The following is a 19,161-nucleotide window of genomic DNA, read 5'->3' as shown; positions in this document are numbered from 1 at the left end:
CTTGTATCTGTCCACTTCTTTCTTTGCGCTGAAGTAACATCTGTCGCACCACTTTTCAAAAGCATCATCATCCAGCACTATTATGATTACAGTGGCCGCGAGGATGATCAGACCTGCTTGCCAGCCTATTCGGCCGAGGAGTGTTAGAGCTACACGATTGGCTACTAGACGCGCAGAAGTGTTTGACAGACCTTGGATTACTGCTGTGAGTGCGGGGTTTCCTGTTCTGGATGCCCACCATGTGAACAGCGGTCCAGCTTGAGAGAAAGCCAGAGTACTTTGTGCGCCTAGTAATAAAAAGGTCGCTGTCACTCTGGACGCGTATGCAGTGAAAAGTAACCCTTTCCTCGGTGTTAGATCAGTGCTCGCCTCTCCTGCTAGTTTTATACTTTCTTCGCGGCGGACGGTCTCGAGCCAGCCCAACTGAACGTATGTAGTGTCCCGAACAGACGTTGCTTCATTGCTCACGTTCATAGTGCTCAATCACTTGATCGGAGGATTCGTTTTGTGCCGAGGCGTTCGTCTCATCCCGGCCAGATGTTCCGACTGGCGATATCGCTGAATCGCCTTTGGGGCGACGGCGGGTGATCCGTGGTTTCTTGGCCGGTCGCTGGCCCGGACGCACGGCCCACAGATGGGCGTTCTCACGCAGGCGCTCCTGGATATGAGGCGGCCTGTCGGCCAAGGTGGTTAGCGGCGGGATGGGTTTGCCGGGCAGTCCTGCTTCGCGGATGATTTTTGGCCAGCGCGGCTTCCAGCACAGCAGCAGGCTTAGCCAGTGGCCCAGGCCGAGAATGAGGAAGGCGGGCGAAATAAGAATGAGGCCTAACTTGATGATCCGCGACGAATTCCAGAAATAGTGGGTAAGGCCCTCGAACTGCGGAGTGAATGCCTGCCATGGCCAAGGGAAGTGTGAAGTGATGCGTGGGCGGGGTAGGCCCTCAGGGCCTTCGTCCATGAAACGGCGGATGAATTCCCATTCGGCCTGGATTTCAGATTGATTGTTTCCTGCTTTTCCAACCCACGCACACTCTGGATAGTGGCTTCGTGTAAACGATTGTGACCAATATAGGAATAGCGGAAAACCATTCCCTCCTGCGATTGCAGAGTTGTGATTAGCGCCTGAACTGCTCACGCCAATCCATGGGAGTGTCACTAGACCACCGCAGTAGTGCGGTCGATGTAGATAGACCTGTTGAGTTTTGCGATTGAAGCGTATGATTAAATGTCGTGACGTGAATATCTCCAGTCGCGATATTGGTAGTCCTAATTTAATGTATGCAATCGTAAAGCCAGAGCTCAGAAGTCCAAGGTAGATGCTGAGTGCAAGTGCGAAAAAGTCCACGGTAGAGCCGTCGGTGGGATTTTCATACGGTACGGCGAAGGCGAAATTTACCGAGCCTGCTATCCCTGCTGTGATAGTGGCAAACAATGCTAAGGACAATAGGGTGATAAGGCCGCGCTTGCCTTCTCCCATGCCACATCTCATTTCTATGTTCGTATCATCGTATACATAAACCGCCCCCCTTGAAGCGGGTGCCAAGCTAGCACTCAATCTTGCGGCAGCAAGGCTTTCGATTTCGTCGCTTTCATACGCGGGTATGTCCGTAATATCAATGTCGGTAGGGAGCTTGTTTCGTGGTTCATCAGTCTCAGATCGTATTACAGTCTGCCAGTAGCCCCATTCAAATAAGAACATTAGAGGGTCTCCGATACGGCATTAATAAATGATGCAAGTTCTTCTTGGTCTAGCTCATAACGTTTGGTGTTTTTGCTTCGGCTGAAGCAGCATTTTTCACACCATTTCTCCAGTTCGTTCTCATCTATGACCAAGAGTGTAAACGTCATTCCGATAGCTACTACGCCACCTATCCACCCCATTCGACTTAATAGCAATAGCAGTGCGCGATTCCCTGCTAGGGTCTTGGAGAATGCCGCCAAAAGTTTCGCGGGGCCGCTTATGTGTTTACTAGATGCATTTAGTGCTAGCCATCGGAAGTAGGCGCCTGCTTGGGAGAACGCGATTCCTCCTTGCCCGCTCAGAAGGATAAAGGTCGCGAAAGCCCTCGTTGAGTAGGCTCCGGCTAACATGCCTTTTTTGAGATTGCGTGTATCTCTGTAATTGGCGCCTGCGCTGAGGGCATCATTGATGTCCCACGCGATGCTCACTGCTCCTCCTGCGCTGGCCATTGCGGCCCCCCAGACACGATACCGACCCAGGCTGATACTCGCTCCTCTCGCCGAGGCACTCCTCCTTTCAAGAGATGTCAGTGCTTGCTCGGTCCCCACCGCCAACAACTCCATCCCCGCCGCCGCGCTCGTTAACGCCCCCGCAGCCACCTCGCTCCAGAACCGTCGATCCTTATCTTCTCGCCTGCCTTGCAGCAGCAACAGACTCGCTTCCAGCAACAGCAGCGCGCTGCTGACCCGCAGGCGGTAGAAGCTGTTGCTGTGCGCACCGTTCAGGCTGTCGACATAGGCCTGATCAAGCCGGCGCATGATCGGTGCGGCAACGCGGCCCGGTGAGGGGGTGTGGCCGGCTTGGGCGTGTTCGGCCATGCGCAGGTTGAGTGCTTGCTCACCCAGCGAAGCAGTAAGGAGAGTTACCAGACGCCTATGCAGTGCTCGGTCTACAGCGCTGGGCGCACCGGCGCTCAGGGCTTCACGCCCTAAATGACCAATCCAGGCCAGTGCGCCGGCAGTTTTGACATAGCCTTGCTGGGCTAACCGTTCCAAATAGCTGTCGATTGCGCTGAATTGAGCTGCCAGTGCCTTGCCTTTTTGCCGCACGGTTTTCAGCTTTTGCCAGTCGTCCTTTGGCTTGTGGGGAGTGCGCATATGGCGTTGTGCTCCGCTGCTGACGTTTTTGAAACAGCCCACTGAATGTAGTTAGCGTCCAGAACAAGCGTTGTTTCAACGCTCACGGTCATAGTGCTCAATCACTTGATCGGAAGAGGTGTCTCGTGCCGAGGCGCTTGTCTCATCCCGGCTAGAGGTTCCAACTGGCGATGACGCTGAATCGTCTTTCGGGCGACGGCGGGTGTTCCTTGTTTTTTTGGTCGGGCGCTGACCGGGGTGCACGGCCCAAAGATGGGCGTTCTCACGCAGGCGCTCCTGGATATGAGGCGGCCTGTCGGCCAAAGTGGTTAGCGGCGGGATGGGTTTACCAGGCAGTCCTGCTTCGCGGATGATTTTTGGCCAGCGCGGTTTCCAGCAAAGCAGCAGGCTTAGCCAGTGGCCCAAACCGAGGATGAGGAAGGCGGGCGAGATAAGAACAAGGCCTAACTTGATGGTCCTCGAAGAACGTCGGAAGTAGTGGGAGAGCCCCTCGAATTGCGGAGTGAATGCCTGCCATGGCCAAGGGAAGTGTGAAGTGATGCGTGGGCGGGGTAGGCCCTCGGGGCCTTCGTCCATGAAACGGCGGATGAATTCCCATTCGGCTTGAATTTCAGATTGACTGTTTCCTGCCTTGCCGACCCATGCGCACTCTGGGTAATGGCTCAGAGTAAATGCTGTAGGCCAGTGAAGGAATAGAGGCAATCCGATACCTCCTGCTATTGAAGAGCTACTATTCGCCCCTGAACTACATACCCCAATCCATGGTAATGTCACTAGTCCGCCGCAGTAGCTGGGACGGTGTAAATATACCTGTTGACTCCTGCGGTTGAAGCGTATAAGCAGTTGGCGTGATGTGAATATTTCCAGTCTAGATACTGGGAGGCCGAGTTTTAGATAGCCTAGCGCCAGGCATGCGCTGACAAGACCGAGGTAAGTGCTCAGCACAAGTGCGCCGATATCTACCGTGCTGCCATTGGTTGGGTGGCGATACGGTACTGCCCAGGCGAAGAATGCTGCTCCTGTGAAGCCGATGCAGATAACGAAAATAATTGCTAACGAGATAATAGTAATAAGGCCCCGTTTTTCCTGCCACATACCACATCGCATCTCCAATATATCCTGATTGAATGCGTAAGTTGGGCCTCGTGTATCAGGCGTCGGGCTTGCGCTCAAGCGCGCTGCTGTCAGCGCCTCGATCTCATCGCTTTCGTACGCCGGGATGTTCACGGAATTAATTTTGGTAGGTGGTTTTTTGCTGGACTCCTTGGTGTTGAGCTTTATGACGGACTGCCAATAACCCCATTCAAAAAAGAACATTAAAGAATCTCCGAAATAGAATTGGCTAATGCGGCAAATTCTTCATGATCTAGTTCATAGCGTTCGCTGCCGCTGCTTCGGCTAAAACAGCACCTGTCGCACCACTTTTCAAAAGCGTTCTCATCGATAATTAGGATGGCTAGCGTTATGATGATCGCGATCGCGCCGCCGATCCAACTCATTCGGTTTAGTATTAGTAAAAGTTGTCGATTGCCTGCCAAGATATTGGACCATGAAGCAAAAATCCTTGCAGATCCGCTCAGGTTTTTACTCTGCAGACTTTGAGCTAGCCATTGGAAGTAGGCGCCTGCTTTGGAGAACGCGATTCCTCCCTGCCCGCTGATTAGGGACAAGGTCGCGATTGCCCTCGCAGAGTAAGCGCCGACTAACAGTCGTTTTTTGGAATCGCGTGTAGGCCCGTTAATCGCAGCCATACTGACTGCATCGCTTACATCCCAGACGATGCTCACTATTCCTCCTACGCTGGCCATTGCGGCTCCCCAGACTCGATACCGCCCTAGGCTTATATTAGCTCCCCTCGCTAAGGCCCCCCTCCGGTCAAGAGATGCCAGTGCCTGCTCTGTCCCAACTGCCAACAACTCCATCCCCGCTGCCGCGCTCGTCAACGCCCCCGCAGCCACCTCGCTCCAGAACCGTCGATCCTTATCTTCTCGCCTGCCTTGCAGCAGCAACAGACTCGCCTCCAGCAACAGCAGCGCGCTGCTGACCCGCAGGCGGTAGAAGCTGTTGCTGTGCGCACCGTTCAGGCTGTCGACATAGGCCTGATCAAGCCGGCGCATGATCGGTGCGGCAACGCGGCCCGGGGAGGGGGTGTGGCCGGCTTGGGCGTGTTCGGCCATGCGCAAGTTGAGTGCTTGCTCACCCAGCGAAGCAGTAAGGAGAGTTACCAGACGCCGATGCAGTGCTCGGTCTACAGCGTTGGGCGCACCGGCGCTCAGGGCTTCACGCCCTAAATGACCAATCCAGGCCAGTGCGCCGGCAGTATTGACGTGGCCATGTTGGGCTAATTGCTCCAAATGGCCGTCGATTGCGCTGAATTGGGCCGCCAGTGCCTTGGCTTGTTGCAGTGCGGTTTCCAGTTTTTGCCAGTCGTCCGCTGGCCCGTGGAGAATGCGCATATCGCTTTGGGTCTTTGCCAGTACCTCGGCAACCGATTTCTGATTGAACACATAAGCGCGCATGGCCAAGTTGCTCGCTTCAAGTTCGCCGCTCTGCCACCAACGGCTGAGCAACTGCGCGCCTTTGACGGTGCCTTCCATACCCAGCACGCAGAGGCCGGTCTGGTGTGCAAAGCACAGACCGCTGGTGAGGTCTTCCTGGTCATAGAGATCCAGTGCTGCAAGCAGGCGCGGATGCTGCAGCCATATCAGGTGGTCGCCTGCCCGGGCATCAGCCTGGCGTTGCGCTTCGCGGCTGACGGCCTCGAACCAGCCCAGCTGAACGTGCATGGCGGGCAGATCGACCCTTGGCAAGTAGCGCTCTTCGAAAGCCTTGGCAAACTCGCCACTGGCAGCACGCGCTTCGAGATCCTTGCGCTTGAACTGCGCATCAACTTCAAGAATGCCTTCGCGTGTCTGCGCCCACCATTCGCGGGTTGGACCGGGCGGCAGGCTTTGTTCGCCATCTGTCAGGTACTCACGCAGACTCTGCGTGTGGCGGCTCAGCAGCGCGCCGACCTTGCGCTCACTGAACTCGGCGTGCAGTTGAGTGAACGCTTGTGCCACCAGCACCTTGCGCTCGTTGCTGATCCCCGGCTGCTCTGGTTCAGCGCCGGGGGTGGTGGTTTCCAGCCAGCCTTTGAGGTGTTCCAGGCCCGCGTTGCGCCAGGCATTGAGATCCTGGGTAATGCCGATCGCGTCTTCCACCACGATGGCGATACCTCGCGGCGTATCGCTGTTCGGCTTTGGCTTGAGCATCTGCCGAGAGGCCACCAGCGACATGATCTTCGGCGTCGAAGACAGCTGTGCGTCAAGCATCTTGCGCAGGTCTGGATCGTTCTCTGCGGCGAAATCGGCCACCAGGTCGAGTTGACCGTAAGTCAGCACATGGGATTCAGGGACTGAGCAGGAGGGGACGGCATACTTGGCCACGTTCACAGCCGGCACGCTGGAAGCCTGGTGGAACAGGCGCATCAGCGTAGCTCTGCTCAGTGGGTCAGGGCTGTAGAACAGCCGCAGCCCGATCAGGTCATCGACATCGTGGATAGTCAGAGCCCATGCCAGGTTGCGCATCACGTCCTGCGCCGTCAGCGAGGCCGGCGGGGCTTGCCAGGGGTCATCGAAGCTGGTGATGGCCAGTGAGCCATCTGCCGAAATGCGGAACGGGTCAAGAAATAACAACCTGTTGCCGATTCGGCGAGCTTCCATGACGTAAAGGAATCCTTCACGCAGTGGCCGTATCGCGTAGGCAGCCTGAGTCAATGCGCCAGCCTGATGCGCGTGATGCAGGTTGTCTGGCAATTGCGGCAGGCGCTCGCGTAAGCCGGAGTTGCCGCCGACGGCGGCGTAGCGCAGTGGCAGAATGGTGAAGCTGCGGGTGCAGCTGACTGCAGGGCCTGCGGCTAACGGTACGCTGAGGGCCTCGCAGGCAGCCCGATTAATAGCGAAGACCTTGTCCATGCTGATCATGGTGGCGTCCTTATCGAGGCTGGCAGGAGAGGGGCGCTAGCAGGGCGTCTGCCAGCGGGCGTTTGAGCTCGCTTGCTTCGGCAACGGCCTGCTTCCACGCGGCCGACTCAGCCAGCGCATCGCCGTTGAGGGTCATCATGGTCACGTAGCTGATCAGGTCCTGCTGGCGGCTCAGGCCAGCTTTGCGAGCTGCACTCAAATGCGCGCGAGCAATGCCTAGGCGAATGGTGTGGCATTGGCCGGTCATGCCCGCAGCTGCCATCGCGGTGCCGATGGCGTCGGCCAAGGTGTATTCCAGCGGGTCGCCGGTCAGCGCCTGCCAGCACGCGGAGTCCAGCGCGAAGGCGTTGCCTTGGCTGGTCGGCGCGCGATCCTCTCCCTCGAGGCATACCCAGCGCTCGCGACCTGGGTCAGGTACCGGTATCCATATTTTATGGATAGGCGCGAGCCACTCGCGTACCGCCGGCAAGTCGCGCCGTGCATGCAGAACCTGGAGACTGCGTGCGATGTGCCAACGCAGCAGGTAGCTATTGCCATCAGGCGCGACCGTGCGATTGGCCTGGCTCAGGTGCACGAGCAGTTCTGGCGGCGGCATCGCACTGATGATCCACGCGCAGATGCCCTCTTTGCCGTAGTGTTCGACATCCCAGTAGTTGCCCCACTGACCGTCCAGGCCATAGTCGGGCGCTGGAGTGATCAACCGTGGTCCAAGCGCCTGCAGGTTGGCGAATTCGGGCTGCTGAAGTAATGGCAGCGCGTATTCCTTGATACGGCGCAGCAGTTCGCTGCGATCTCGCTCGCTCAAGCGGCTTATCTCGACGATGCCAGTCAGGCGGTAACGCGGGTTGCGCAGTACGTCGACGATCTCGTTTCCAAGATTGGTGGCCGTTGTGGTCATGCGTTGACCCCTTCGAGGCGGACAACACTGCGCCCCTCTTGAATCGCTTTGAGCAGGCAACTCAGGCAGACAGGCTCACCCGGCTCAGGCTTGCCGCTGATGCTGAAGGCGTAGGAACTCCCCTCAGGTGCTTGACCGATAGGGCCTTTGAAATTTATCGCGACACCGTCGAGGGTTATCCCGGAAGCATCCAGGCGTAACGTACCGCCCGGCGATTTGATCGAGAAGCTGCCAGCGACCTCGATCTCGAAGTCCTGGGTCTGGTAGCGAATCGCTTGGCCGGCTTTCAGGTCGACGTGGCCAGCGACCTGTTGTTCGAGGTGCCCGCCGATATCGACGGTGTGGTTGGCAGTTGTGCTGTCGCGGCGGTGGTTGCCGACCTGCTCGATGCGGTCCTGAGTGATAGTGATGTTGTGGTGGCGGCCGATTTCGAGGACGTCATCGCGACCAGTTTGATGCTGACGATCCTGACCAATCGAAACCTTTTCATCATTGCCGATCGACTCTGTGCGGTCATGGCCGACGCTGAGGGTTTCGTCACGCTCGACTTGCTCGGCGCGATCATTGCCGACTTTGGTGGTTTCGTTGTGCCGGACCACGTTGTTCTGGTCTTTCTGGGCGTGAATGAACACCTCTTGCCGGTCCAGCTCATCCTCGAAGCGCAGCTCATTGAAGCCTTGCCCTTTGTGGGTCTGGCTTTTGATGGTCATACGGGTCTTGTGCTGCGGTAAATCATAGGGCGGCAGCTGGTTGGCGCAGTAGGTGCGGCCGGTAATCAATGGCTGATCGGGATCGGCATTGACGTATTGAACGATCACTTCCTGGCCGACTCGCGGTATGGCCATCGATCCCCAACTGCCACCTGCCCAGCCCTGGGCAACGCGGATCCAGCACGAGCTGAACTGGTTGTCCTTGCTTTCTCGGTCCCAGGGAAAGCTGACCTTGACCCGCCCCCACTGGTCGCAATAAATCTCTTCCTCGGGCGGCCCGACCACCGTCGCCATGTGCGGCCCGTCAATGCGCGGCCTGGCCAACAAAGCGGGCTTCCAGTCGATGCGGCCCGGTACCAGCTCAGCATGCTGGACATAGTGTGTGCCCTGATCGGCATCCGCCGCCTCTTCCTGCAGACTGGTGAACTGGCTGCCGACGTGACGCACGCTGATCACCCGCCAGTGGGCGTTGAGGTCCTCACGGGGATGATCGATCAGATTGAAGCTAAGCCCAGGTTGCAGACGAACATCGTCGCCTTCCACTTCAGCCAGGCGCACCGCGTGGCGGCGTGCGGTCAGCCGCGTCTGGGTGAACGGCTTGCCAACCACATCGAGGTTGTAGCGACCGGGATAGTCGAAGCGTTCGTACTTGTTGCAGGGCAGCTTCCACTGGCTGGCAACCACCCCGTGTTGTTGGCGGTAGGCTGGCCGCAGAAAGGTATAGTCGCGCTGCTGCTGGTGGGTGGTTGCCACCTGCTCGCAATAGCGAAGCCTGCGCAGGCAAGGGCCGGCGGGATCGCCGCCACTATTGGAGTGATACAGTACGCTGAGCGGGTCGGCGGTGCCATCCTCGGCATAGCTGCGTAGATCGTCTGCGGGCTTGATGACGCTTCTGTTGATCTGCCCGAGGCTCATCACCCGGTCGGTCACGCGCAGGGTGTGGGCAGTAGCGCTGTGGTCAAAGCTGTAGATGTAGCCTTCTTCTGCAGCCAGACGTGCAATGAAGTCGAGGTCGGTTTCGCCGGCTTGCACGCAAAACTCGCGGACCTGGTGGTCGCACGTGGTGCTGAATTCGATCTGGGTCAGGCCTTGGCGCTTGAACATGACCTCGAGGATCTGCGCTGCGCTCTGCTGCTGGAAGATTCGCCAGTTGGAGCGCAGGCGTGCGCGTGCCAGTTGTGGTTCGATGACAGCTTGATAGCGGGTGCGATAGAAACCACTTTCGCCCTGGCTAAGGCTGCTGATCAAACCATGCACGTAGCGTACTGGCTGCTGGTCGCGGCAAATGGTGAACAGCGCTGGCTTGTCAATCAGCTCGGCGAAATCGACATCAGCTCGGTAGCTGATCAGCTCCAGCGTGAGCTTGAAAGGCGTGCTGAGGGTTTCTTCGAGGGTGAACGACACCACTTCGAACGGCGTGCGGCTGGCCAGAGGCTCGAAGCGGAAGCTCAGGTCGGATTGGCTGGGCATGGGACGTCCTTTTCAGCGTCTGCAAGCGTCGCCGATAGGGCCGATGAGTTGCCGACGGGGCTGGGGGCGGGCCGCTGTTTTCACGGCTTTGATTGCCTGCCAACCATACCGGGGTAGGGCTTTTGAGGGACCTATCCGGCTTCTGAGAAGGGCGTAGGAAAATTCGCTATCGAGGGTGAAAGGCTACCCGGCTGGCTACCTAGGCCCGACGCGTCGGCAGCAACGCCAACGCAACCCCACCGAGCACCACCAGCGAAGTCAGGCCCAAGCGCCAGGTCAGTGGCTCGCCGAGCAACAACACCCCACCAAGCGCTGCCAGCACGGGCACACTCAACTGCATGGTCGCCGCCTGCTGCGAGCTGATGCACTTGACCACGCTATACCAGAGGCTGTAACCGGCACCGGAGGCCAGCACGCCGGATCCGAGCGCATACAGCACGCCTTCGCCGCTCCAGTGCAGCGATGCGCCGCTCAGCGCCATTGCCACAACAGCGCCAAGCACCAGCGGCAAGCTGCGCAGGAAGTTGCCTGCAGTTGCCGCCAGCGGGTCGGCTGACCCTTTGCCCAGCAGTGAATACGCGCCCCATGCAATGCCTGCTGTAAGCATGACCAACGCGCTGGCAAGCGGCGGTGCGTCGGTGCCGGGTAACAGCAATGCAAGCAGTCCGGCGAAGGCAATCAACATCCCTAGCAGCACCTTGCGCTGCAGCAGTTCGCCTCGACACATGCCGAAAGCGAACATGCTGATCTGTACTGCCCCGAACAGAATCAGCGCGCCGGTGCCTGCACCCAGTTGCAGGTAGGCGAGCGAGAACAGCCAGGCATAGGCGAACAGGGCCAACCCTCCGGCCCAGCTGCCTGTCGGACTGCGAGGCCGCCGAGTGCCGTACACCAATGCCGCGAGCACTAGCGCGCCACTGCCGAGCCGGATCGCCGTGAAGGCGGTGGCATCAATGGCGCCGTCGCGCAGGGCCAGACGGCAGAATACCGAGTTGGCGGCAAACGCCAGCAAACTCAGAAGAATGGGCAGCAGCAGCGATCGGTGGGTTACCGGCACGCTGAACGTGGTCTTGTCGTGCATAAGCAACAGTGGCCTGAACGGCTTGGCGAGCAAGCCTGCGTCGGGTGGTCGTGGACGTAGTCTTGCCGGGCTTGGGCTGGACCGCAACGGTACTTTCGAGATGTATTGCTTCGTCAGGTGCACGAATCATCTGTGCCAGGCCTGATTGCTCGACGGCAGATGGATATCTAAGCTGCAACGGCATTCTACCAACCAGAGAAATTGGCCATGTCCGCACGAATCGTTCTGACCGACACCGGCACCACAGATGTACTGCAACTGGAGACTGTGCAACCGCAGCAGCCGGGGCCGGGTCAGGTCTGGCTTGAACAGACCGCCATCGGCGTCAACCCGCTCGACCTGCTGCAACGCAAAGGTGCTGCGCCGCTGGTGCTGCCAAGTGGCTTGGGGCTGGAGGGTGCAGGGCGGGTGACGGCTGTGGGCGAGGGCGTCGCCTCATTGCAGGTTGGCGATCGGGTTGCCTATGCCACCGGCCCGATTGGCAGCTACGCCAGTGGCCGCTTGTACCCGGCCGAGCGTCTGGTCAAGTTGCCGGCCTCGGTCAGTGATGAACAGGCCGCCGCAGTGTTGTTCAAGGGCATCACCGCACAGTACTTGATCAAGACTACCTATTCAGTAGGTCCCGGCACTCAGCTGCTGGTCTACGGTGCTGGTGGCGCGGTGGGCCAGTTGCTGGTGGCGTGGGCCAGGCACTTGGGGGCGACGGTGATTGGTGTTGTGTCCCGGCCTGAAAGTGTCGGTCGCGCACAGGAAGCAGGCTGCGCGCACGTGCTGGTATTTGATGCGGCGAGCTTGGCCGCCCAAGTCAAGGAACTGACTGCGGGGCAGGGCGTGGATGTGGTGTATGACAGCATCGGTAAAGTGTCGCTGCAGGCCTCACTGGACAGCCTGCGAACGCGCGGGCTGCTGGTGTCGTTCGGGGCGACCTCGGGTGCCCCTGCGCCCATCGAGGTGAGCACGCTCAATGCCAAGGGCTCGCTGTACCTGACACGGCCATCGCTGGCCGCCCATACTCAGACTGCCGAGGAATATCAGCAGCGCGCGGCAGACGTGCTGGACGCTGTCAGCCAAGGTATCATCCTGCCGCGTATCTGGCGCCGCTACCCGCTGGCTGATGTTGCCCAGGCTCATGCGGACCTGGAGCAGGGCCGTTCCGAGGGGGCGCTGATACTGATCCCTTGACCTTGTTTGAGAGCCTGCCCATGGACGCCTTCGACAGCCGCCGCGCGGATGAACTGGCAAGCTTGCTGGCCTTGCACGAGCAAGGTTCATTCGCCGCTGCCGGGCGCCAGCTCGACCGCCACCCGTCGGTGCTGTCGCGGCGTTTGAGTGCGCTCGAACAGCGCCTGGGAATTCGTCTGGTCGAACGCACTACCCGCCAGTTGCGTTTCACCGATGAGGGCGAGCGACTGGTGCAGCGGCTGCGCCAGGCCAGCCGCTTGATCGATGAAGCCGAACAGGAAGCGGCCGAGGGCGCTGCGACCGTCCGGGGACGTCTACGCCTGGCGCTGCCGGCGGCGATGGGCAGGCGCTGGCTGAGTGGGCTGCTGGCCGACTTCGTCCTGGCGCATCCGCAGGTAACGATGGAGGTCGAGTACTCAGACCGTTTTGTCGATCTGGTGGCTGAAGGTTTTGACGCGGCAATCCGTATCGGTGAGCTGGCGGACAGCCGGTTGGTGGCAAAAAAGCTCTGCGATCATCTGCGCATTCTGTGCGCATCGCCGGAGTACCTGGCCAAACATCCCACGCTTCAAGTCCCTGCTGACCTTGCCGAGCATAACTGCATGGGTTTCAGTGGCTTGCGCTCGTTTCCTGAATGGAACCTAACGGCCGGCGCGCGGCATGTAAGCGTCAAGGTCTCAGGTTCACTGCGTAGCAATGACAATGAAGCCTTGCTGGAGGCTGCCCGCCGGGGTGTCGGCATTATCGCTGGCGGCGACTGGTTGATGATCGAAGACCTGGCCGCCGGCAGGCTGGTACGCGTGCTGCCAGACTGGCAACTGGATGTCACGGCCGGAATCCACCTGGTACGGCCCTCGGCGCGATTGCACACTGCAGCCGTCGGCGCACTCAAGGACTGGCTGCAGCGCTCATTCCATTCAGGGCCACCATGGCGAATCAAGGCCTAGAATATTCATCAGTAAGTTCTTATAAGTTACTGATTTATAGCGTTATCGCTTGGCAATAGCGTGTTGCACGCACTGGTCATAATAGGTTTTCTTGATGGCCGCAGGCTTGAGTCGGGAGCGGCTGTTGTAGGTCTGTTCTGTGATCCCGAAGGCGGTCATGCGCATCCACGGTTTGGGGAACTTGCGCGCCTGCAGGCGCTTGCGCGTGGCGTACACGTTGACCCCGGAAAGCTTGGCTTGCTGCGCCTCAGCGGCAATCTGCGACCCCCAGCTACACACGTTGCGATCGTTCTGGCTCAAGGCTTTGGCCTGGGCTGTGATAGCGAAGGTCGCCAGCAGGCAGCCGGCCATGGTTGCTAGAAATACCCGCATGATGCTGTCCTAAGCTTCTGAAGGAAAACGAAGTTTGCCTTCGCTTTCGAGGTTTGGGGGCCAGCAATTTGCCGCCATCCAGCACGGACGCCGAGGTACGAAACAGGCAGTGCCAAAGTATCAATAAAAACCCGCAGTCTGCGTATGTGATCGTACAACTGCTTGCGCTATCATGGTGCCTGTCTCTCAAGGTGAACTACAGGGCATGACAGAGCAGCAGGTACAGGCAAGGACCCGGCGCAAGCCGCGCAGTCTGGCCCAGGAATTGGTCACGGTGCTGACCGAACGCATCCGCAGTGGTCAGCTCAAGCGCGGCGACAAGCTGCCGACCGAGTCACAGATCATGGCTGAGGAAGGCGTCAGCCGCACCGTAGTGCGTGAGGCTATCTCGCGGCTGCAGGCTGCCGGGCAGGTCGAGACCCGTCACGGTATCGGCACGTTCGTGCTCGAGGCCTCACCTGGCAGTGGCTTTCGCATCGATCCCGCCACCGTGGTCACCCTGCGTGAAGTGCTCGCGGTGCTGGAGCTACGCATCGCCCTGGAGATCGAGTCTGCCGGGCTGGCGGCGCAGCGCCGTACCGACGAGCAGTTGAGCGGGATGCGTGCAGCCCTGGATGAGATCAACGAAGGTGCTGCGCACGCGTCCGATGCGGTATCGGCAGACTTCCAGTTCCACCTGCGGATCGCCCAGGCCAGCGGCAATCATTATTTCGCCGACATCATCAATCACCTTGGCACCAGCATCATCCCGCGCACGCGGCTCAATTCGGCGCGCATTGCCCAGGATGACCAGGCGCATTACATGAGCCGTTTGCGCCACGAGCACGAAGCGATCTACGAGGCGATTGTGCGGGGCGATAGCGAAGGGGCGAAGATGGCGATGCGTATGCATCTGTCCAATAGCCGTGAGCGGCTGCGCCAGGCGCATGAGGCTGCAGAGGCGCAAGGGGTGTAGATTTCTGGGGCCGCGCAGCGGCCCCAAAAAGCTTAAAGCGCGCCGTCACTCCACTGCCCATTCACCAACCGACGCAACCCCAGCGGATTGCCATCCTTGAGCGCCTCAGGCAGCAACGCCTGCGGGTAGTTCTGGTAGCACACCGGCCGCAGGAAGCGATCGATCGCCAATGTCCCCACCGAGGTCCCGCGCGCATCCGAAGTTGCCGGATATGGCCCGCCGTGGACCATCGCATCGCAGACCTCAACGCCAGTCGGATAGCCGTTGACCAGGATCCGGCCAACTTTCTCTTCCAGCAGCGGGACCAGCCAGGCATACGCCTCGAAGTCTTCTGCCTCGCCGATCAGGGTTGCGGTCAACTGGCCACGCAGGCCTTGCAGGGCTGCGCGCAGTTGCTCGTTGTCCTGCACCTCGACCGCCACGGTGGCCGGGCCAAACACCTCTTCCTGCAGCAGTGGATCGGCATTGACCAGCAGGCTGGCGTCCGCTTTGAACAGCTGCGCACGCGCCTGTGAGCCTTCCTGCGCCTGACCCGCCAGGTGCTCGATGCCGGCATGCGCCTGTAGATGCTCAAGGCCGCTGACATAGCTGCGCAGGCCGCCGGCATTGAGCATGGTTTGCCCGGCCTGAGCGTCCAGCGCCTGGCCAACATTGGCCAGCAGAGTGCTGAACTCAGCAGAACGCAGGCCAATGACCATGCCTGGGTTGGTGCAGAACTGCCCCGCGCCCATGCACACCGAGCCTGCCAGCTCGCGGGCGATGGCTTCGCCACGCTTGGCCAGCGCACCCGGCAGGACGATCACCGGGTTGATGCTCGACATCTCGGCAAATACCGGGATTGGCTGCGCACGTTCTGCGGCTATGCGGCACAGTGCGTCGCCGCCTTTGAGTGAGCCGGTGAAGCCAACCGCCTGGATCGCCGGATGCTTGACCAGCCACTCACCGACGCCGCCACCGAAGACCATGTTGAACACGCCTTTGGGCATGCCGGTGCGCTCGGCGGCGCGGGTGATCGCGCAACCGACCAGGTCGGCCGTAGCCATGTGGCCGCTATGCGCCTTGAACACCACCGGGCAGCCTGCGGCCAATGCTGCTGCGGTGTCGCCGCCAGCGGTGGAGAAGGCCAGCGGGAAGTTGCTTGCGCCAAACACCGCGACCGGGCCGACACCAATACGCATCTGGCGTAGATCGACCCGCGGCAAGGGTTGACGATCAGGCAGGGCCAGATCGATGCGCGCACCGAGGTAGTCGCCACGGCGCAGCACCTGTGCAAACAGGCGCATCTGGCCGCTGGTGCGGCCGCGCTCACCCTGGATGCGGGCAGCGGGCAGGGCGGTCTCGCGGCAGACGATGGCGACAAAGGCGTCGTCCAGTTCGTCCAGCTCGGCGGCGATGGCATCGAGGAAGTCGGCGCGACGGGCGGGTGCCAGCTGGCGGAACTCAACGAATGCTGCGGCGGCAGCGCGGGCGGCCTGGTCCACTTCGGTTTCGGTGGCCTGCACGAAGCTGTACGGCAGCGCTTCGCCAGTAGTGGCGTCCAGGCTTTGCAGGCGCTGGCTGCCAGCTGCGCTGCGCTGGCCGTTGATGAAGTTGTGGCCAAGAATCTCAGGCATGTCTTGCTCCTGTTGAAGTACACAATGGATAGGACAGATCCCTCTGCGGCCCACGCTGCAAGCGCGGCGGCAGAGGGCAAAGCGATCAGGTGATTGGTGCCGGGTTGAACAGGGTGATGTCGTTGTGCAGGCGGTGCTGTTCGGCCCAGGTCTGCTTGCGGCCGCTGGCCACGTCCAGGTAGTAATGGAACAGCTCCCAGCCCAACTCTTCGATGCTCGAGCGGCCGGTGGCGATGCGCCCGGCGTCGATGTCGATCAGGTCTGGCCAGCGCTGGGCCAGCTCGGTGCGGGTACACACCTTGACCACCGGCGCCATGGCCAGCCCGTACGGCGTACCGCGGCCGGTGGTGAACACGTGCAGGTTCATCCCCGCCGCCAGTTGCAGGGTGCCGCAGACAAAATCGCTGGCAGGGGTTGCGCAGAAGATCAGGCCCTTGCGCTCGACCCGTTCACCCGGGCCAACCACCCCTTGAATGGCGCCGCTGCCGGACTTGACGATCGAGCCCAGCGACTTCTCGACGATATTCGACAGGCCACCTTTCTTGTTGCCCGGGGTGGTATTGGCGCTGCGGTCGGCCGCGCCTTGCTCCAGGTAACGGTCGTACCAGTCCATCTCGCGCACCAGTGCATCGGCTACGGCCGGTGTTTGCGCGCGGGAAGTAAGCATGTAGATGGCATCGCGGACTTCGGTTACTTCCGAGAACAGCACGGTGGCACCGGCGCGCACCAGCAGGTCGGCGGCAAAACCCAGCGCGGGGTTGGCGGTGATACCGGAGAAGGCATCGCTGCCGCCGCATTGCATGCCCAGGATCAGCTCTGCGGCCGGCACGGTCTCGCGGCGGCGCTGGTCGAGCTTGATCAGACGCGCTTCGGCCAGCGCCATGATCTGTTCGATCATTTCGACAAAACCGAGGCTGGCGTCCTGCAGGCGGTACAGCCACGGGTCGCTGAGGTCTACCGAGGGGTCGTTTTCATGCATGACTTGGCCGGCCTGCAGTTTCTCGCAGCCCAGGCTGATAACCAGGGCTTCGCCGCCCAGGTTCGGGTTACGCGCCAGGTTGCGCACGGTGCGGATCGGGATGTAGGCATCACGGGCATTGATTGCCACGCCGCAGCCATAGCTGTGGGTCAGTGCCACCACATCATCGACATTGGGGTATTTGGGCAGCAACTCGCTGCGGATGCGTTTGACCGCATGGTCGAGCACGCCGGTCACGCATTGCACGGTGGTGGTGATGCCAAGAATATTACGCGTACCGACGGTGCCATCGGCGTTGCGGAACCCTTCAAAGGTAAAACCCTCCAGCGGCGGCAGAGGGGCAGGGACGGCGTCACAGCGCGGCAGGCTGTCGAGTTCGGGGGCGGCGGGCATCGCCAGCTGGCTTTCCTGCACCCAGCTGCCTTTGCGTAGGGGTTCCAGGGCATAGCCGATGATCTGCCCGTAGCGCCGCACCGGTTCGCCCTGGGCGATATCCAGCGTGGCGACCTTGTGGCTTTGTGGTACTGCTTCAACCAGGGTCAGGCCGTCGGCAAAGCGGGCGCCTTCGCCCAAACCACCGTCGTTGACCACCACCACTACGTTGTCATCCTCGTGCAGGCGCACGTAGCGGGGCGAGTCGGAAGTTTCGATCAGCTGCATGTTCAGGCCCTTCTTGTAGTTATCTCAGGCTTTGTTCGAGACGCCTGCACCCGCTTCAGCAGGTGCAGGCGCAATCACTCAGTGGCGCGAGCTGGCCAGTTCGCTGCTGGCCGGCTGAGCCGGTTCATCGTTGGGCACGTCACGCAGCTCGATACGTTTGATCGGGCCGACGATCACCAGGTAGCTCAGCACCGCGATCAGGGCGTTGGCACCGACATACACCAGTGCCCACTTGAACGAGCCAGTAGCACTGATGATGTAACCGATGATGATCGGCGTGGTGATCGAGGCGATGTTGCCGAAGGTGTTGAACATGCCGCCGGACAGCCCGGCGATCTGCTTGGGCGAGGTGTCCGATACCACCGCCCAGCCCAGCGCACCAAGGCCTTTGCCGAAGAACGCCAGGGCCATGATCGCCACCACCATCCATTCGGCGTCGACGTAGTTGCAAATGACCATGCTGGTAGAGAGCAACAGGCCGACCACGATCGGCGCCTTGCGGGCGAAGGTCAGTGAATGACCACGACGCAGCAGACCATCAGACAATACGCCACCCAATACACCGCCGACGAAGCCGCAGATCGCTGGCAACGAGGCGATAATGCCCGCCTTGAGGATCGACATGCCGCGTTCCTGCACCAGATACACCGGGAACCAGGTCAGGAAGAAGTAGGTGATGCCGTTGATGCAGTACTGGCCAAGATAGATACCGACCATCATGCGACTGCTCAGCAGTTGCTTGATGTAGGCCCACTTCGGCCCGCTGGCGCCGGCTGCCTTGGGTTTATCCATGTCGACCAGGCCGCCGTTGCGCTCGATATGGTCGAGTTCTTCGGCACTGATCATCGGGTGTTCTTTAGGGTTGTAGATCAGCTTCATCCAGGCCGCCGAGAAGGCGATACCCAGTACGCCCATGACCACGAATACGTGTTCCCAGCCCCAGGCGTGGACGATCCAGCCCATCAGCGGTGCGAACAGGACCGTGGCGAAGTACTGCGCCGAGTTGAAGATGGCCGATGCGGTGCCGCGTTCAGCAGTCGGGAACCAGGCCGCCACAATGCGGGCGTTACCCGGGAACGACGGCGCCTCGGCAAAACCGACCATGAAGCGCAGCATGAACAGGGCGATGATCGCGTTGGCCACCGGTAGGTAACCGACAAAGCCCTGCAGCACAGTGAACATCGACCAGGTAAAGATACTGAAGGCGTAAACCTTCTTTGAACCGAAGCGGTCGAGCAGCCAGCCGCCGGGGATTTGCCCGAGCACGTAGGCCCAGCCGAAGGCCGAGAAGATATAACCGAGGGTGACCGCGTCTATCCCTAAATCTTTCTGCAGACTGGAGCCAGCGATCGAAATGGTCGCTCGGTCTGCATAGTTGATCGTGGTCACGACGAAGAGCATGAACAAGATCAGATAACGTACATGCGTTTTTTTCGTCGCTTGCATGAAGGTGTACTCCCACTAGTTATTTTTGTGCGGGGATCGATAAGA

14 protein-coding genes are annotated in these 19,161 nt (G+C 60.2%); 3 read left to right on the top strand and 11 right to left on the bottom strand.

What is annotated here, in order from left to right; genetic code table 11:
- Positions 1 to 457: 457 nt before the first annotated feature.
- From AC58X1_RS04280 to AC58X1_RS04250, 7 genes are all read right to left on the bottom strand, one after another.
- Positions 458 to 1,699 (bottom strand): DUF6708 domain-containing protein, encoded by a 1,242-nt coding sequence (locus AC58X1_RS04280; protein WP_497428410.1) that lies wholly within the window; start codon positions 1,697 to 1,699, stop codon positions 458 to 460.
- A complete protein-coding gene (locus AC58X1_RS04275) occupies positions 1,699 to 2,838 on the bottom strand; it encodes a hypothetical protein (protein WP_497428409.1) in 1,140 nt (379 codons plus the stop codon). The genes AC58X1_RS04280 and AC58X1_RS04275 overlap by 1 nt, the downstream gene beginning before the upstream one ends.
- A gap of 75 nt (positions 2,839 to 2,913) precedes the next feature.
- Entirely contained in the window at positions 2,914 to 4,155 is a 1,242-nt protein-coding gene (locus tag AC58X1_RS04270; RefSeq protein ID WP_497428408.1) for a DUF6708 domain-containing protein, read from the bottom strand.
- Complete coding sequence (locus AC58X1_RS04265; RefSeq protein WP_497428407.1) at positions 4,155 to 6,803, bottom strand: T6SS effector BTH_I2691 family protein; 2,649 nt, start codon at positions 6,801 to 6,803, stop codon at positions 4,155 to 4,157. The genes AC58X1_RS04270 and AC58X1_RS04265 overlap by 1 nt, the downstream gene beginning before the upstream one ends.
- 10 nt (positions 6,804 to 6,813) lie before the next feature.
- Positions 6,814 to 7,701, bottom strand: coding sequence for a DUF4123 domain-containing protein (locus AC58X1_RS04260; protein ID WP_497428406.1), 888 nt, complete (start codon positions 7,699 to 7,701; stop codon positions 6,814 to 6,816).
- The gene (locus AC58X1_RS04255) at positions 7,698 to 9,881 is read right to left on the bottom strand and encodes a type VI secretion system Vgr family protein (protein ID WP_497428405.1); all 2,184 of its coding nucleotides are present in this window, start codon (positions 9,879 to 9,881) and stop codon (positions 7,698 to 7,700) included. Before AC58X1_RS04255 ends, AC58X1_RS04260 begins: the two co-directional genes overlap by 4 nt.
- 199 nt (positions 9,882 to 10,080) lie before the next feature.
- A complete protein-coding gene (locus AC58X1_RS04250; protein ID WP_497428404.1) occupies positions 10,081 to 10,962 on the bottom strand; it encodes a DMT family transporter in 882 nt (293 codons plus the stop codon).
- A 207-nt stretch (positions 10,963 to 11,169) separates the two neighbouring features.
- Here AC58X1_RS04250 and AC58X1_RS04245 point away from each other — a divergent pair, with 207 nt between their 5' ends.
- Positions 11,170 to 12,144, top strand: a complete 975-nt coding sequence (locus AC58X1_RS04245) for a quinone oxidoreductase family protein (protein WP_259073454.1) — start codon at positions 11,170 to 11,172, stop codon at positions 12,142 to 12,144.
- Positions 12,145 to 12,164: 20 nt separating this feature from the next.
- Positions 12,165 to 13,091: a LysR family transcriptional regulator gene (locus AC58X1_RS04240; protein WP_497428403.1), complete on the top strand. Its 927-nt coding sequence runs from the start codon at positions 12,165 to 12,167 to the stop codon at positions 13,089 to 13,091.
- 42 nt (positions 13,092 to 13,133) lie between these two features.
- Here AC58X1_RS04240 and AC58X1_RS04235 read toward each other — a convergent pair whose 3' ends face one another.
- Positions 13,134 to 13,463, bottom strand: a complete 330-nt coding sequence (locus tag AC58X1_RS04235; RefSeq protein ID WP_101319757.1) for a hypothetical protein — start codon at positions 13,461 to 13,463, stop codon at positions 13,134 to 13,136.
- Positions 13,464 to 13,668: 205 nt separating this feature from the next.
- Here AC58X1_RS04235 and AC58X1_RS04230 point away from each other — a divergent pair, with 205 nt between their 5' ends.
- A complete protein-coding gene (locus AC58X1_RS04230) occupies positions 13,669 to 14,418 on the top strand; it encodes a FadR/GntR family transcriptional regulator (protein ID WP_101319755.1) in 750 nt (249 codons plus the stop codon).
- Between the two features lie 32 nt (positions 14,419 to 14,450).
- On the opposite strand, the gene AC58X1_RS04225 is transcribed toward AC58X1_RS04230, so the two are convergent.
- The 3 genes from AC58X1_RS04225 to AC58X1_RS04215 form a co-directional block, all read right to left on the bottom strand.
- Complete coding sequence (locus AC58X1_RS04225; RefSeq protein ID WP_497428402.1) at positions 14,451 to 16,031, bottom strand: aldehyde dehydrogenase (NADP(+)); 1,581 nt, start codon at positions 16,029 to 16,031, stop codon at positions 14,451 to 14,453.
- An 85-nt stretch (positions 16,032 to 16,116) separates the two neighbouring features.
- Complete coding sequence (gene garD / locus AC58X1_RS04220; protein ID WP_150569135.1) at positions 16,117 to 17,670, bottom strand: galactarate dehydratase; 1,554 nt, start codon at positions 17,668 to 17,670, stop codon at positions 16,117 to 16,119.
- A 78-nt stretch (positions 17,671 to 17,748) separates the two neighbouring features.
- On the bottom strand, positions 17,749 to 19,116 hold the full coding sequence (locus tag AC58X1_RS04215) for an MFS transporter (protein WP_497428401.1): 1,368 nt from the start codon (positions 19,114 to 19,116) through the stop codon (positions 17,749 to 17,751).
- Positions 19,117 to 19,161 lie beyond the last annotated feature (45 nt).

The sequence above is a fragment of the Pseudomonas sp. PGPR N4 genome (assembly GCF_059693665.1).
The sequence above is the reverse complement of the archived record's forward strand: the minus strand, read 5'-3'. Positions and strand labels throughout refer to the sequence as shown.